Consider the following 15,360-nt stretch of genomic DNA (forward strand, 5'->3'; position numbering starts at 1 on the left):
GTAATTTCAGTAGATATGGGCGCAGTTAAATTAGCAAAGATAATAGTTAAACATGACACATCACGAGAATTGATATTTACAGCCAGAATATGCGCGCGATATTAAAGATCACAGCACTGAGAACTGCACTCACAGGAACAGTCACTAGCCAAGCTGCGGCTATACCTTTGAGGGTTTGGAATTTCACGGAATTTATATCTTGTACCAGTCCAATACCGACTACACCACCAACTAGGGCGTGAGAGGTGGAGACAGGTAAACCCAGGCGGGAGGCGAGTAAAATAGTGGTGGCGGTGGCAAGTTCAGCACAGAAGCCACTACTGGGTTGTAAGGAAATAATATTTTCGCCGATAGTAGCAATTACTTTTTTACCCCAGACGGCTAGACCGGCGACAATCCCAGCACCACCTAGGATTAAAATCCACAAGGGAATAGTCATGCTGTTTGTGGGTACTTGGCCTGTGTGATCAATATAAACGATCGCGGCTACAGGTGCGATCGCATTTCCCACATCATTAGAACCATGTGCAAACGCCACAAAGCAAGCACTGAGGACTTGAAAGCGGGCGAATAGGTATTCGGGACTGGGGACTGGGGACTGGGGACTGGGTAAAGGCTTTTCTTCCTCCGCTTCTTCTAACTGTCGCCAACTAATCATAGTCAGTGCAACTGCGGCGACTGCACCTATTACCAGGGGGATGTCGTGGGGTGGGATGTGAATTCCCAGTTGTGCAATTAAAAAATTGTTGATGGGTTGAGTGAACAGAGGTAGAACAATTACCCCAAATACTCCAATGAGGACTGTACTTAACCAGGGTATCCACTCTTGTAGTTGTTGAATTTGCTGTGGTTGATCCAAAATCCAGTGTTTGATTTGACTATAAAATAAAGCGGCGATCGCTCCACTGATAACTGGTGTTAAAATCCAACCAATAGTGATTGAACCAATTGTTGACCAATCAATCGCCCCGACTCCTAAAGCTACCCAACTAAAACCTGCGATCGCACCGACAACCGCATGGGATGAGGATACAGGTAAACCCCGTGTTGTGGCAATTTGTAGCCACATACCACAAGAAATCAATACTGTCAACATCCCAATAACTAAAACTTGGGGTGTAGCTGCAAATAAATCTGGTTTGGCTACTTTAGTTGCTAGGGTAGCTGTCACTTGATGACCAAATAAAACCGCACCAGTGAATTCTAAAACTCCCGCAATAATTAGTGCTTGCTTGAGAGTAATAGCTTTGGAACCAACAGAAGTTCCCATTGCATTGGCAACGTCGTTAGCTCCGAGATTCCAAGCTACATAGAAGGCTAGTATGGCTACTATCAGTAATGTAATCGATATTTCCATATAGGGGGGCAGGGGGTCAGACCAATTCAAAATTCAAAATTCAAAATTCAAAATTCAAAATTCAAAATTCAAAATTCAAAATGGGGATGGTTGACTGTTGATTGTTGACAGTTGACAGTTGACAACTGGGTAAAATTTATTCTCCTCATCCCCCCAGTCCCCAGTCCCCAGTCTCCAACTTAAGGATAAATGAGGATTTTATAAGTTTCTGGCGTAGGTGCGATCGCTTGGTCTACGGCTGCTGATAAATCTTGTAATGGGTAGCGATCGCTGATTAAAGCTTGCACATCGATGCGACGATTAAATACAATGTCTGCCGCCAGATTTTGCAGACGATAGGAGGAACTATAGCTACCCATTAAGTCGATTTCGCGACGGTAGAGAATATTGGGATTAATGGGAATTTCTACCTCGTCGGGAAATTCGGCAAAAAATAGGATTTTGCCGCCTTTACGGGTACAATCAAGGGCTTGAAAGAAAGCTTTATCACTGGGGACAGCTAATAGTGTGACATCAACACCTAGTCCACCGGTGAGACTATGAATTTTAGCAGCTAAATCGGGGTCACGAGCATCAAAAGCGGCTTCTGCACCGACACTGAGAGCTTTTTCTATTCTAGACGGTAATAAATCAGTGGCGATCGCTTTGCCCCCGAAATACTTCACCAACATCACAAACATTAAGCCAATTGGCCCTGCACCAGTTACCAATACCGTTTGTCCGGGGACAATTTGGGCTTTTTTGACAGCTTTTAAACAACAGTTGGTAGGTTCGACAAAACTGGCTTCTTCAAAACTAATATCGTCGGGGATCGGGATTAACCCACCATTCTGCACAATATGACCAGGAACTTTGACATACTCAGCAAAACCGCCACCACTGGGGTTAAACCCTGCTGTTGTCGAGATGTTTTTGTAAACATCGCACATAGAGAAATTATCATTCATGCAGTAAGCACAACGCATACAGGGGATATGGTGCATAACTGCTACCCGTTGTCCTACTTGCCAACCTACCACATCTGAACCGACTGCGGCGATCGTGCCGGCGGTTTCATGTCCAAAAATGCGCGGTGGTTCATAGAGAGGATAACGAATTTTTTTAATATCTGACTGACATAGACCGACTACTTGCACCTGTACCAAAACTTCATCTGCTTCCAGACTCGGTACGGGGACTTCTTCGTAGGAAAGTTGATTTACACCTCTAAATACCTGTGCTTTCACGTTGATTTTTCACCGCTCAACGTTACTAGATTTAACATTTCTCGCCTACGTTAAGCTATAAAGTTTTAAATTTCTAATTCCGACGATAAAACCTTGCTGGTAAATTCTAGTATCTGTTTACTCAGACATTTAAGTAATTCAATCAAAGTGAGGGGAGTTTTTTTGTAATTTTGGGACTGTCCCCGCAATACCTCAACCATTGTTTCTGGATAGTCATCGAAGTTGACAATTAAATAGACAAACATATACACCTATACATAAATATATAATTATACAGGTATTTTTATGTTTAAGCAGTATGAATTTGCTGAAAAAATTGGAGTATCGGTTAAAACCTGGCAACGATGGGATAAGAGCGTTAAACTTTCAGCTAAAAGAATATTCTCAAGAAATAAAGAAAAATCTTCAGAAAGCTATTAACAAAGCTGTACAGGAGCTAACAAACTCAGACAAGAAAGAAATTAAGTGTTGAAAAACTAGCAATGCTTTTAGCCATTAAAACAAAACTTAAGTTGAGCAAATCTCAAAAAGTAATAATGAGTAAGCACGCTGGTATTGCTAGATTTACTTACAATTGGGGTATTGCTACTTGGAATAGTTTTGTTAAAGATGGCTTAAAACCCAATAAATATCTGCTCAAAAAATTCTTTAACAATTATGTAAAACCTGAATTTACATGGATTAAACAAAAGGGAATTTGTCAAAAGATAACTCAATATGCTTTTGATAATTTAGGAGCAGCATTTGATAGATTTTTTGCTGGTAAAAGCGGTTATCCAAAATTTAAAAAGAAAGGGAAAGATGATTCTTTTACAATAGATGCTAGTGGTAAACCTATCCCCGTAGGCGGTAAATCAATTAAATTACCCACAATTGGATGGGTTAAAACTTACGAAGGTTTACCTCATACAGCTTGTAAAGCTATTACCATATCTAGAATCGCTGATAGTTGGTATGTTTCTGTTGCTTATGAGCAAGAAACTGAAATAACCGAAAAACAGCATGATGTAGTAGGAGTTGATTTAGGTGTTAAGGAATTAGCAACTTTATCAACTGGAGTAGTGTTTCCCAACCCAAAACACTATAAATATCATTTAAGGAAGCTCCAAAATCTTTCTAGAAAACTTGCTAGAAAAGTTAAAGGTTCTAGCAATAGTAATCAAGCTAAAATCAAGCTAGCTAAACACCACGCCAAGATAGCAAACCTAAGAAAAAACACCCTTCATCAAATAACTACTTATTTATGCAAAAACCACGCCAAAGTAGTTATCGAATATTTAAATGTTTCGGGGATGTTATCTAACCATAAATTAGCTCAAGTAATTGCTGATTGTGGGTTTTATGAGTTTAAACGGCAGTTGGAATATAAGGCTAAAAAATTTGGCTGTGAAATAATCATTATTGATACATGGTATCCATCTAGTAAAACCTGTTCAAATTGTGGGCATATTCAAGATATGCCACTTCAGCAAAGAACTTACAATTGTGAAAATTGTGGTTTTTCAATAGACAGGGATTTAAACGCAGCAATTAATATATCGAGGTTGGCTAAACCTTGAAAGCTTACTGAGGGATAACTGCTCCCATGCTCCCGATGAAGTAAGAAATAAATATCTAGCTTTGTCTAATATTTATATAGCAGTTAAAATACAGACATTCTTGTGTGCGATCGCCTTTATGTTGGGTCAGTTATTAGACGGACGCTATAAAATTACCAAAGTCTTGGGTGCTGGTGGTTTTGGTCAAACCTTTATTGCCGAAGACACAAAACTTTACAACAGTCTGTGTGTAGTCAAACAACTTAAACCAATGGCAACCGATCCGATGACATTACAGGTTGCTAGGCGGTTGTTTCAATCAGAAGCACAGTTACTACATAAGTTAGGGAACCACGACCAAATACCCCAACTATTGGCGCACTTTGAAGAAAACGAGGAATTCTTTCTCGTGCAACAATTTATTGATGGGCATCCCCTCAGTGATGAACTCACCCCCGGAAAACGACTGAGCGAAGCCTATACTATCTCCCTGTTGCAAAATATCCTACAACCCTTAGCCTTTGTCCATCAAAATCAAGTCATTCACCGAGACATCAAACCACCAAACCTGATCCGCCGTAATAGTGACGGCAAAGTTGTACTAATTGACTTTGGCGCAGTTAAACAAATTAGTACACAGGTAGTAACTGGCGAAGGCGTAACTAAAATGACTGTAGGTATTGGGACAGCTGGTTATATGCCCAGTGAACAGAGTCGGGGTAGCCCCAGGTTAAGTAGTGATATCTACGCAGTCGGGATGATAGGCATTCAAGCTTTAACAGGATTAATGCCCCATCAATTAGAAGAAGATGTACAAACAGCAGAAATTGTCTGGCGACACTTGGTACAAATCAGCCCAGCCCTAGCAGAAGTATTAGACAAAATGGTACGCTACGACTTTCGGCAACGCTACCAGTCGGCAGTAGAAGCTTTAGCATCTGTACAGCAATTGGGCAGTCCTTACGCACCAACACAGACAACAGCGCATCCAGAACATACACCAACGCTACCTGTTGAACCCTCACAACAGCAACCGATTAATGTTGAGCCTACCCTGTATTCTCCACCGCCCACAGTTCCAGAACAATATCGTCAAGAAATTCCGCAACCCTCTGTATCTCCTGCACCGGCGGTATCTACCCAACACCCAAACATCGGACTAGGATTTTATTTGCAATGGGTGTTAGTGAATGTCATGGGTTTAATAGGAGGATTTATTTTTGCAGCGATCGCCTATGCAATAGTAGAACCTATCTTCGGTAACATCCTAACTTATCAAACTGTAGCCATAACAATGGGCTTAACAGTAGCTTATATGCAATTATTAGTCCTAAGACGACACATACCCATCTCAGAAAAGTCGTGGCTATTAGGAACTACATTAGGTACTTGTATCTCCCTTCTCCTAAGCGGTGCTTACCCCGAATATTCCCTACTTTTAGTAGGCCCCATAGTAGGGATCATCCAATGGTGGATACTGCGGCGATATGTTGAACAATCAGGCTGGTGGATTTTAGTTAATAGTTTATTTGGTTGGATAGGCGGCATTATTTCAGGAGCAATATTAGTTTTCCTCTTAAAAAATCCCAAAAACTCCTAAAACCCTCCGCGTACCTCCGCGTTCAAAAAAATCAACCTCAAATCAGCAATAATAACCTCTCATAATCCAAAAATCCAGAGAGGTTAAAACATGACACATCAAACATACACAGCCGATATCTTAGTCGTAGGTGGTGGAACAGGAGGAACAGCTGCGGCTATCCAAGCAGCACGACGGGGTGCTAAAACTATCCTCGTGAGTGAATTTCCCTGGTTAGGAGGAATGCTCACCTCAGCCGGAGTATCTGCGCCAGACGGTAACGAACTCATAGCCTTTCAAACCGGGTTATGGGGTGCATTTTTGCGGGAATTGCAGCAAAAACAGCCAGGAGGACTAAATAACAGTTGGGTGAGCTTTTTTAGCTATGATCCCCGTGTAGGAGCAGAAATTTTTGCTAATTGGGTACGCGAATTAACAAATCTGCATTGGATTTCTGGACAAATACCACTAGAAGTTTTACAGCAAGACAACTGTATTACTGGTGTGCGGTTTGCAGATTTTACTGTGCAAGCCAAAGTGATTCTTGACGGTACAGAGTTAGGAGATTTATTAGCCTTAGCAGAGATACCTTACCGTTGGGGTTGGGAATTGCGATCGCAATGGCAAGAACCCAGCGCACCCCTTGAGTTTAACGATATCACCAGCAAATATCCCGTACAAGCACCCACTTGGGTAGTAGTGATGCAAGATTTTGGCGCAGATGTCGCCCCAGAAATTCCCCCGTCCCCTAATTATGATCCGGCGTTGTTTGTTGGAGCTTGGGAAAACTACGGTGCAGAGAAATTCTTGAATTATGGACGCTTGCCGGGCAATCTATTTATGATTAACTGGCCGATATGCGGTAATGATTACGCTGAAGGAGTAGGACGATTAATCGAGTCTAATCTATCTAAGAGTGAGTTTTTACAAGAATGTCGTTGGCACAGCCAAAATTTCGCCCATTTTATTCAAAATCAGCTTGGTCGCCGCTATGGTTTAGCAGAGCAAGTTTTTCCTCATGATTATCCAGCCTTTGCCCTGCATCCTTATTTTAGAGAAAGTCGCCGCTTGGTAGGACTGACCACAATTAGAGAACAGGATATTTTACCAGTCGCCGGGGGTAGGGTAGCAGCTTTATTCCCAGATGCCATTGCTCTTGGTAATTACGCCAACGACCATCATTATCCCAACTTCAATTTGCCACTACAACCAAAATCGATCCGTTGGGGAGGACGTTGGACGGGAACACCTTTCACTATTCCCTACCGTTGTCTAGTTCCCGCTACCACAGATGGACTATTAGTTTGTGAAAAGAATATTTCTGTTTCTCATATTGCCAATGGCGCAACTCGATTACAACCCGTAGTTTTGGGTATTGGTCAAGCGGCGGGAATGGCTGCTGCTATGTGTGTAGAGTTGAATTGTCAGCCACGAGATTTACCTGTAAACGCTTTGCAAGCGGCTTTATTACAAGACCAGCAAGCACCTGCGGCTATCATACCTCTATTTAATCTTCTGCCTAATCATCCAGAATGGCAGCAATGGCAATTGTATTACTTAAATGAACCTCAAGTCTACCCCCCAAGTGGTAATTGTCCCGCTTCATCTGTGGATGAGTATGACCACTCTGATTCTGATCAGGCGTTAACAGGGGAAACTGACTGCTTTACAGGCGTTCTGGATATTGTCAATCCGCAAGATTATCGTTTCACTGTGACTGCTCCTGCTGCTAGTGTAGGGCAGACTTGGCAGCTTGTCACCTGGCGATCGCATATAGACGCGCAGATGCAAATCTTAACTGATAAGCAACAGCTGACTGTTTGGGGTCGCATAAATCAAGCTGGTAACTGGTTATTAGTTGAAAAGCTGGCATTATAGACTGTTTCTGTTTTTTTCAGTAAAAAGCACTACTTTTTTTAAAATTTGTCCGGACTTATTCCATAGAAATCAGTAGCAGTAGTTAAGAAAGTTCACAAGGAGATGTCTGTGATGCGTGCTGCTGTTACTTTTTTAATTTCTAGTCTGGTGTTTGGTTCACTAGCTGTTGATTACCAAAAAATAGTCAATCAAAATTCCCTCCTCCCCTCGGCTAATTCGCCAGATATGATTTCACTCAGACCTAAATCTCAGCGTAATCTGCCAGAAGGTGCTAAACCTGTTCGTGGTAGTGGACGGAGGAATTTAATTGAATCCCAAGGGAATAGCCTTGTTAATATGTAGTAATTGCGGTTTAACGCCTGTGTGTGGTAATATCAATATTTATCTTGAACAAACAAATTCAAAAACTGTTCAACCTTTTTAACAAACTCTTTAAGCACAAAAAAACTTTTTAATCTGGCATTACCAGCACCCAGGAATTCGCCACCTGGAATCATAGAATCTCCATTCTTGAAAACAATGTGTAACTGTTGATTTGATTTCAAAATCTCATCCACATTGGTAATTTATATCAAGTCCGCTTAATGACTTACGATATGTCATTGCGAGTGCAACGAAGTGAAACGACGCAATCACCTGAATTGTGGGATTACTTCTCTTCGCTATCGCTACGTTCGTAATGACAAGTATTTAGCCGGACATGATATTATAGGTGATTTACCTAAATTAAAATATATGAACTACCCCTGTATAAAGCCCGTTTCAGCCAGAGGTAGTTCATTAGGAAATCCCTTAATTTGGTTTATGAGCAATAAAATACTTGCTCAGAAAATGGACTTGAATCTCGATATTCTCAAACCCTGCTTTTTCTAAACGTTCTACTAAGTTGTCAGTGGTGTAGTGCTGATAGTAGGGTTCATGAAAAGTACCTGAAAAATTATCCATTACCTCAGCCATATCAGGCGCATCACTCCTCTGAATTGAGTCACAAATAATAAAAGCTCCTCCTGGTTTTGTCACCCGATAACATTCGTCAATTACAGTTTGACGGACTGATGCTGGTAATTCATGGAAAAGGAATACAGAAGTTACAGCATGAAAATAATTATCTAAATAAGGCAACTCTTCCGCATTGGCTTGTACAAGTTGCGGTAATTCTCCGGGAATTTCTGAAAGTAACTGATTTGCTTTCCGTAAATAAGCTGGCGATAAGTCTGTCCCAAATAATGATACTTGCGGTAAAGCTGACCGAATCAACCGAAGAGTGCGTCCAGTTCCACAAGCTACATCTAAAACCCGTATTTGTTTTGCTGTAACAGAATTAAAGGCTGCTAAACTTTGTTTAAGCGGAGCTAGAATTCGCCGACGCATAGGATCAGCTGTTCCGCCAAAGAGAATTTCTACCTGTAAGTCATATAAATTGGCTGACAAATCGCTCAGGTAGCCATTACTTTGGTGATGGAAGTTTTGAACATAATAGCTCGGATAACCCTCTGTGTCTATTTCTGGCGCAAAATCTTGATATTTTTTTTGTTTAATCCGTTCCCAAATCTGAGGTAAGTCTAGCCACATCAGGGGATAGTAAAGGAAAAACTCTTCCCAAGGATTATCAAACAGTAGAGTTTCAGGATACACACCTTGTTGTGCATCCTGCCAGTCTATTTCTAAAAGTTGATTCACTTTTTCGCGCAGTTGGAGTAAAAGCTGCGTGGGAATGGGTTTAATCTTTCGCTGGAGTGTGGGATAAAGTACGTCTCTTAACTGCGTAGCTAATGTTTTATGAGCCAGACTAAAGTAATTTTTACCCTGTTGAAACGTTTGATAGGTGAGTTTAGTCAAAGTGTCAGACATGGCAATGACTTAAGTATTTATTACATTTAGAGGTTAAACTTAATAAATCTTAACAAAAAATTCATCTGCTTTGGGAAAGGTTTCCTCTGAAAACGGGTAATCAGATTAACTTAATATCTCAAATTTTAAGTTTTATTACAAAAACCGCATTTAGTAGTGTATGTTACAGAATTTTTGCTAGATTGATTAATAGAGAGACAAAGATTAATCCAACATATATTTTTAAAACCATCTGGAGGGAGTGTTATGTCTATTCAAGAAAAATCCCGTGCGATTATGATGCGCCAATATCAGCAAATCAAGAATCGTCAACAATCGATGCTGATGCGTGCTGCACAAGAAATCGGTGTTCCGGCGGAAGAAGCATCTCACTACTGGAACCCAATTCAAGGCAAGATTGACCCAACTACCAGAATGATTTACGGTCGTAGCAATGCGGCTATGAGCTAGGCAAAATTCACAAATTTGAGAATTATGTTGCGAAAACCAGAGAAAAAAAGCCACCCCCAAGGGTGGCCGATTTTATCTCTGGAATATGGCAAACAGGTATTAATTAAGCGTCGTAATAGAGGTAAAACTCATAAGGATGAGGACGCAGTTGTAACTGCTTAACCTCATTAGCTAGCTTGTAATCAATCCAGTTTTGGATAAAGTCTTCAGTGAATACGCCTGATTCTGTCAAGAAAGCGTGATCATTCTCCAGTGCTTCCAACGCTAGTTCTAAAGAACCGGGTGTAGAAGGAACTTTCGCCAGTTCTTCTGGAGAGAGTTCATAGATATTTTTATCTAAAGGTTCACCGGGATCGATTTTGTTCTTGATGCCATCGATACCAGCACACAGCATAGCTGCAAATGCCAAGTAGGGGTTAGCAGTTGCGTCTGGACAACGGAACTCTAAACGCTTGGCTTTGGGGTTAGTGCCAGATAATGGGATGCGAACAGAAGCGGAACGATTACCTTGGGAGTAAGCCAAGTTCACAGGAGCTTCATAGCCAGGTACTAAACGCTTGTAAGAGTTGGTGGAAGGGTTGGTGAGTGCTAACAGTGCTGGTGCGTGTTTGAGAATACCACCAATGTAGTGTAATGCCATGTCACTCAAACCAGCATATTTGTCACCGGCAAACAGAGGTTTACCATCTTTCCAAATAGACTGGTGGGTGTGCATCCCAGAACCGTTATCACCAAACACTGGTTTGGGCATGAAGGTAACGGTTCTGCCGTATTTCTTAGCTACGTTTTTGATGACGTATTTGTAGGTCATCAACCAGTCGGCAGCTTCGATTAATTTACCAAAGCGGAAGCCCAACTCACACTGACCACCGGTGGCTACTTCGTGGTGATGCTTTTCAATAGGCACACCTAGTTTTGCCATCGTCAACAGCATTTCTGTCCGCATATCTTGGAAGGTATCTGTGGGCGCGACTGGGAAGTAACCTTCTTTGAAGCGGGGTTTGTAACCGAGGTTGGGGCTTTCTTTTCTACCGGAATTCCAACGGCCTTCAATTGAATCGAGGTGGTAGTATCCCTCGTTGGCAGTTTGGTCATAGCGGACATCATCAAAGATGAAGAATTCAGCTTCAGGGCCAAAGAAGGCGGTGTCACCAAGACCACTAGAAACTAAGTAGTCTACTGCTTTTTGAGCAATAACCCGTGGGCAACGGTTATACCATTCGCCAGTACGAGGTTCTTTGATGCTACAAATGATGCTGAGTGTTGGCTCTGCCATGAATGGGTCGATCCAAGCGGTCTTGGCATCTAACACCATTGTCATGTCTGATTCTTCGATGCCTTTCCAACCCCGAATGCTGGAACCGTCGAAGGGTACACCATCAGAGAATGAACTTTCGTCAATCTGGTCTTGGTAGACGGTGAGGTGCTGCCAAGTGCCGAGGGTATCGACGAATTTCAGATCAATCATCTGGATGTTTTGGTCTTGAATCATTTTCAAGACTTCTTGTGGGGTTGTCATTTTTACTCCTTCTCTGCCAATTTCTTAACGTAAAACCAGAATCTGCCAAAGCATCCTAACCCTACTGAGCGGAACAAAGTTGTGACACACCTGAAATATCGTAAATTCTAAACATTAAAGAATTTTGTAGTCTTTGCTACAGATTGTCTGGATTACAGGTAATATTAACCTTTCTTTCGACATCTGCACAAAACGGGAAAGTTAATCTCAGTGGGGTCAACTTTGGCATAGAATCCTTAAATAATGGATATAGGGTTTTTGTGCCGAACCTACTTTTAATAGCACAAAACTTTACTGGTGCGTAAGTGCAGCCAAATAAATATCAAACCAAGATAGCAATGATTGGGAGAAGAAGGAATGCGTGACGCGGTAACAACTTTAATTAAGAATTATGACGTAACTGGTCGTTATTTTGACCGGAATGCGATTGATAGCTTGACATCTTATTTTGAAAGTGGCACAGCGCGTGTACAAGCGGCGGCGGCAATTAATGCGAATGCGGCTGCTCTTGTGAAGCAAGCTGGTTCTCAGTTGTTTGAGGAATTACCAGAGTTGATTCGTCCTGGTGGGAATGCTTATACAACTCGTCGTTACGCTGCTTGTTTACGAGATATGGATTACTACTTGCGCTACGCTACTTATGCGCTGGTGGCTGGGAATACCAATGTTTTAGATGAGCGTGTGTTGCAAGGTCTACGGGAAACTTACAATTCTCTAGGTGTACCCATTGCGCCTACGGTGCGTGGTGTGCAGATTCTCAAGGATTTGGTGAAGGAACAAGTGGCTGCTGCGGGTGTGAGCAATACTGCTTTTGTGGATGAGCCTTTTGACCACATTACTCGTGAGTTGAGCGAGCAAGATGTGTAGGCTGGTTAAGGCTGTCAAGATGTTTGTTAGATAGTTTAATATAGCGATCGCCTCTTTTCTTGGCTATGTTCAGAAGCGATCGCTTTTTTCGCCATCCTAGCAATTGTAGTGAAATTAACATAAATAAAAACTTATTGATTAAGTGTGTTAGAAGCTTAAGATCAGCAGGAGAGTCAATTTAATTGGTTAAACAGCGACTTGATACTTTATTAGTAGAGTTAAATTTATGTAATTCTCGCGCGTTAGCACAGAGGCTAATTCAAGCGGGGGAAGTGACGGTTAATGAACAGGTGATTGATAAGCCGGGGACAGAAGTTGATGCGGCGGCTCAAATTAAGATTAAGGAGCGATCGCGCTTCGTTTCCCGTGGTGGTGATAAACTCGCTAAGGCTTTAGATTTATTCGCTATTCCCGTCACCGGGCGTGTTTGTTTGGATGGGGGAATCTCTACAGGCGGTTTTACTGACTGTTTACTGCAAGCTGGGGCAAAATTAGTTTACGGTATTGATGTCGGTTACGGTCAAACTGATTGGGGTTTACGAAATAATCCCCTGGTGGTGTTGCGCGAACGTACCAATTTACGGCAACTACAACCAGGGGATTTATATCGGGAAGATGACCCAATTCCTGATTTGGCGGTGGTGGATGTCTCGTTTATTTCCTTAACCAAGATTTTGCCAGCTGTCTGGCGACTCACTCAACCCCCTCGCGAAGCAGTGTTACTGGTCAAACCTCAGTTTGAGGTGGGAAAATCTCGTGTGGGTAAAAAAGGTGTGGTGCGTGACCCGAATGACCAAGCTGATGCGATTTTCCAGGTGTTGCGCGTCGCTGCTGAATTAGGTTGGCGATACAAAGGCTTAACTTGGTCGCCCATTACTGGCCCGGCGGGAAATATCGAATACCTGTTATGGTTAAAAATGGACAGTGAAATCCCACCGCCTGATTTAATTGCAATTCAACAAATGACGTTATTGGCTGCTGCTGATTTTCAAAAGCCTTAAACATCGTAAATCAGACACTCTAATGCTTCTGGATGTAATTCACAGTATTCATCTAAAGAGGTTCTGTATTTGATGGCTTCTGCTTGATGGGATTTTTCGGCTTGTAGTTCTTCTACAATATCCCAAGCGACAGCGCAATTAGGAGAATCTTCGCCAGTTTGCTCACAGGTCATCCGGGCTTCGGCGATCGCTGCTAAAATAGCTTTTTCTAAATCTGTCCCCCCATTGTGGTTAGAGTTAGCACTATTGGGGGTGAAGTTAAATGTTGCTGTCATGATATTTTCGCCTCTGTTTACTGCGATCAAAATGTAATTAGGAGTTTCTACTCCCAGTGTAGAAAGGCTTCCCAAAAGATGCAGTGTGGAACACCGTCCTGATTTTCAACACATCTGATGGGGAATTCCTGCTTTTCTCTGGTCATAAAAACAGGTATAAATACATGGGTAGATTCACTTCTGAGCTAATACCTGCCTTTTCTTTTATGTTGCCCTGAAAATCAGATTTTAGACCAATTATCAGAGGAATTTGATACAAATTGACAAAATATCAATAACAGCAACAATTCAGCAAATATTTTCATATATTTTCAATATTTTATGCCTAATTCTTGTTGCAACCGATACAGAATGGTATTTTGATCAACTTGAGAGAGAATTTCTTGAATAACGGTACTAGCACCGAATTGACCCCAAGTACAGCCTTTTTCTAGATAGACTTGTGCGGCTTTCCCGACAGCATAAGCTCCATAACCAGCAATTCCAGCTTGAGCGATCGCAGTTCCAGTAAAAGCAGTAATATTGATCGGATTATCACCACTGGTTAAGGCGGCTGTACTTTTACCTATTCCTAATAGAAAACCACTACCTAATTCTCCCAATAATAACCCGCCGGAACTCAATAAAATTGTTTTGAAAATTTTCCCGGCTTCATAGCTAGTCATGGGTAAACCATACAATCTTGCTAACGCCCGAATTAAAGCTAAATCCGCGACTGTTCCGCCGAGAATATCGAAAACAGCGATGGGATTTAACCCGACTGCTAAGGCTTTATATTTAGTAAATTGCCAGATGATATCTTCTGCTTCTTGTTCGCGGATATCAAGAGTTTTTTGAGCGATCGCTGCTTCCGCTTCTCTGGCTTGAATGAGTGCATTTAAAGCGAGGAGCGATCGCCCTTCCCGATTCAGTATATTTAAAATAGTTTCTTTGAGTTCGTCTACCTGGGGCGGTGGAGTTTCCCATTCATAAGTTACACTGCCATCAGGCCATTCAACTCTCACTTCCATTGCTGCGGGTTCAGCCGCTACCATGACAATTTCATCAGGTAATAAAGGCTTGGCTTGAGGATTAGCTGCACCTAGTTGTTGTAAATTTTTATAAATAGCTGCCCTGTCTGTATCTGGGTATAGGTCGATTTTATTAAATACTAAAATTAGGGGTTTTTGTGCTTGGCGTAGTTCCAAAAGTGCCTGATATTCTGTGCGGGTAATATCCCCAGACACGACAAACAAGATTAAGTCAGCTTGACGCGCTACATCTTTTGCCATTTGGGCGCGTGACTCCCCTTGAATTTCATCTAATCCGGGGGTGTCGATTAATTCTACTATGACTTTACCGCCTGGTTGCCAGCGCACTGAACGCGGCCATTGAGTTACACCGTTGAGGGGGCCTGTTTGTAAGATTTTGCTTCCTAATAAGGCGTTTAAGACTGCTGATTTTCCACGACTCACTAAGCCAAAGGCGGCTATTCTAATCACGTTGGAGTCGAGTTTGCTGAGGGTAGAGGTTAAGGTTTCTATTTCTGGTTTGACTAAGGCTGCTAATTCTGGGTTTGCTGAGAGTTGTCCAGATTTGCGAAGGTGTCCATACCAAGACAGTGCTTGTCTCAGACTAGCACGGGCGCGGTTGAGGTGGGTTTCTTGCAGGTTACGCACGGAGTTGGGTTGATTCAAGTTTTGAGAAACAAGGGGTTATGTTTCTATTGTGGTATATGAGAGAAGGTGTTGGTGGTTTTTTTTGAAACGCAGAGGGGCGCGGAGGTAAACGCGGAGGAGCGCGGAGTTTTAATGAAACGTCTCTACAAGGTTTGAAATTT

Annotated in this window: 14 protein-coding genes; 7 read left to right on the forward strand and 7 right to left on the reverse strand. The window is 42.0% G+C overall.

Features of this window, described 5'->3' with window-relative positions; genetic code table 11:
- Positions 1 to 76: 76 nt before the first annotated feature.
- The 3 genes from AACS98_RS11250 to AACS98_RS11260 form a co-directional block, all read right to left on the reverse strand.
- Positions 77 to 1,357 (reverse strand): inorganic phosphate transporter, encoded by a 1,281-nt coding sequence (locus AACS98_RS11250; protein WP_369815982.1) that lies wholly within the window; start codon positions 1,355 to 1,357, stop codon positions 77 to 79.
- Positions 1,358 to 1,536: 179 nt separating this feature from the next.
- Positions 1,537 to 2,583 (reverse strand): zinc-dependent dehydrogenase, encoded by a 1,047-nt coding sequence (locus AACS98_RS11255; protein WP_066379717.1) that lies wholly within the window; start codon positions 2,581 to 2,583, stop codon positions 1,537 to 1,539.
- Positions 2,584 to 2,648: 65 nt separating this feature from the next.
- Positions 2,649 to 2,828: a hypothetical protein gene (locus AACS98_RS11260; protein WP_066379720.1), complete on the reverse strand. Its 180-nt coding sequence runs from the start codon at positions 2,826 to 2,828 to the stop codon at positions 2,649 to 2,651.
- Positions 2,829 to 3,065: 237 nt separating this feature from the next.
- Here AACS98_RS11260 and AACS98_RS11265 point away from each other — a divergent pair, with 237 nt between their 5' ends.
- The 4 genes from AACS98_RS11265 to patX all read left to right on the forward strand — a co-directional run bounded on the left by AACS98_RS11265 (position 3,066) and on the right by patX (position 7,920).
- The gene (locus tag AACS98_RS11265) at positions 3,066 to 4,142 is read left to right on the forward strand and encodes an RNA-guided endonuclease InsQ/TnpB family protein (protein WP_066379723.1); all 1,077 of its coding nucleotides are present in this window, start codon (positions 3,066 to 3,068) and stop codon (positions 4,140 to 4,142) included.
- Between the two features lie 118 nt (positions 4,143 to 4,260).
- A complete protein-coding gene (locus AACS98_RS11270; RefSeq protein WP_066379726.1) occupies positions 4,261 to 5,721 on the forward strand; it encodes a serine/threonine-protein kinase in 1,461 nt (486 codons plus the stop codon).
- A 90-nt stretch (positions 5,722 to 5,811) separates the two neighbouring features.
- Positions 5,812 to 7,578: an FAD-dependent oxidoreductase gene (locus AACS98_RS11275; protein ID WP_066379732.1), complete on the forward strand. Its 1,767-nt coding sequence runs from the start codon at positions 5,812 to 5,814 to the stop codon at positions 7,576 to 7,578.
- 111 nt (positions 7,579 to 7,689) lie between these two features.
- Positions 7,690 to 7,920 (forward strand): heterocyst-inhibiting protein PatX, encoded by a 231-nt coding sequence (gene patX, locus AACS98_RS11280; RefSeq protein WP_066379735.1) that lies wholly within the window; start codon positions 7,690 to 7,692, stop codon positions 7,918 to 7,920.
- Between the two features lie 450 nt (positions 7,921 to 8,370).
- Here patX and AACS98_RS11285 read toward each other — a convergent pair whose 3' ends face one another.
- Complete coding sequence (locus AACS98_RS11285) at positions 8,371 to 9,429, reverse strand: class I SAM-dependent methyltransferase (RefSeq protein WP_066379738.1); 1,059 nt, start codon at positions 9,427 to 9,429, stop codon at positions 8,371 to 8,373.
- A 246-nt stretch (positions 9,430 to 9,675) separates the two neighbouring features.
- On the opposite strand from AACS98_RS11285, the gene AACS98_RS11290 reads away from it, so the two are divergent.
- Positions 9,676 to 9,879: a hypothetical protein gene (locus tag AACS98_RS11290; RefSeq protein ID WP_066379740.1), complete on the forward strand. Its 204-nt coding sequence runs from the start codon at positions 9,676 to 9,678 to the stop codon at positions 9,877 to 9,879.
- Positions 9,880 to 9,982: 103 nt separating this feature from the next.
- Here AACS98_RS11290 and glnA read toward each other — a convergent pair whose 3' ends face one another.
- Entirely contained in the window at positions 9,983 to 11,398 is a 1,416-nt protein-coding gene (gene glnA / locus AACS98_RS11295; RefSeq protein WP_066379743.1) for a type I glutamate--ammonia ligase, read from the reverse strand.
- A 357-nt stretch (positions 11,399 to 11,755) separates the two neighbouring features.
- Between glnA and apcB the strand changes: the two genes are divergently transcribed.
- Both apcB and AACS98_RS11305 read left to right on the forward strand, forming a co-directional pair.
- Positions 11,756 to 12,265 (forward strand): allophycocyanin subunit beta, encoded by a 510-nt coding sequence (apcB, locus tag AACS98_RS11300; protein WP_066379745.1) that lies wholly within the window; start codon positions 11,756 to 11,758, stop codon positions 12,263 to 12,265.
- Positions 12,266 to 12,447: 182 nt separating this feature from the next.
- Positions 12,448 to 13,266, forward strand: a complete 819-nt coding sequence (locus tag AACS98_RS11305) for a TlyA family RNA methyltransferase (RefSeq protein ID WP_066379747.1) — start codon at positions 12,448 to 12,450, stop codon at positions 13,264 to 13,266.
- Here the strand turns inward: AACS98_RS11305 and AACS98_RS11310 are convergent.
- Both AACS98_RS11310 and AACS98_RS11315 read right to left on the reverse strand, forming a co-directional pair.
- Positions 13,263 to 13,541: a Calvin cycle protein CP12 gene (locus tag AACS98_RS11310; RefSeq protein ID WP_066379749.1), complete on the reverse strand. Its 279-nt coding sequence runs from the start codon at positions 13,539 to 13,541 to the stop codon at positions 13,263 to 13,265. The two genes, AACS98_RS11305 and AACS98_RS11310, sit on opposite strands and share 4 nt — an antisense overlap.
- A 311-nt stretch (positions 13,542 to 13,852) precedes the next feature.
- The gene (locus AACS98_RS11315) at positions 13,853 to 15,199 is read right to left on the reverse strand and encodes a GTP-binding protein (RefSeq protein ID WP_066379751.1); all 1,347 of its coding nucleotides are present in this window, start codon (positions 15,197 to 15,199) and stop codon (positions 13,853 to 13,855) included.
- Positions 15,200 to 15,360 lie beyond the last annotated feature (161 nt).

Source organism: Anabaena sp. CA = ATCC 33047, from assembly GCF_963870205.1.
Classification (GTDB): Bacteria; Cyanobacteriota; Cyanobacteriia; order Cyanobacteriales; family Nostocaceae; genus Trichormus.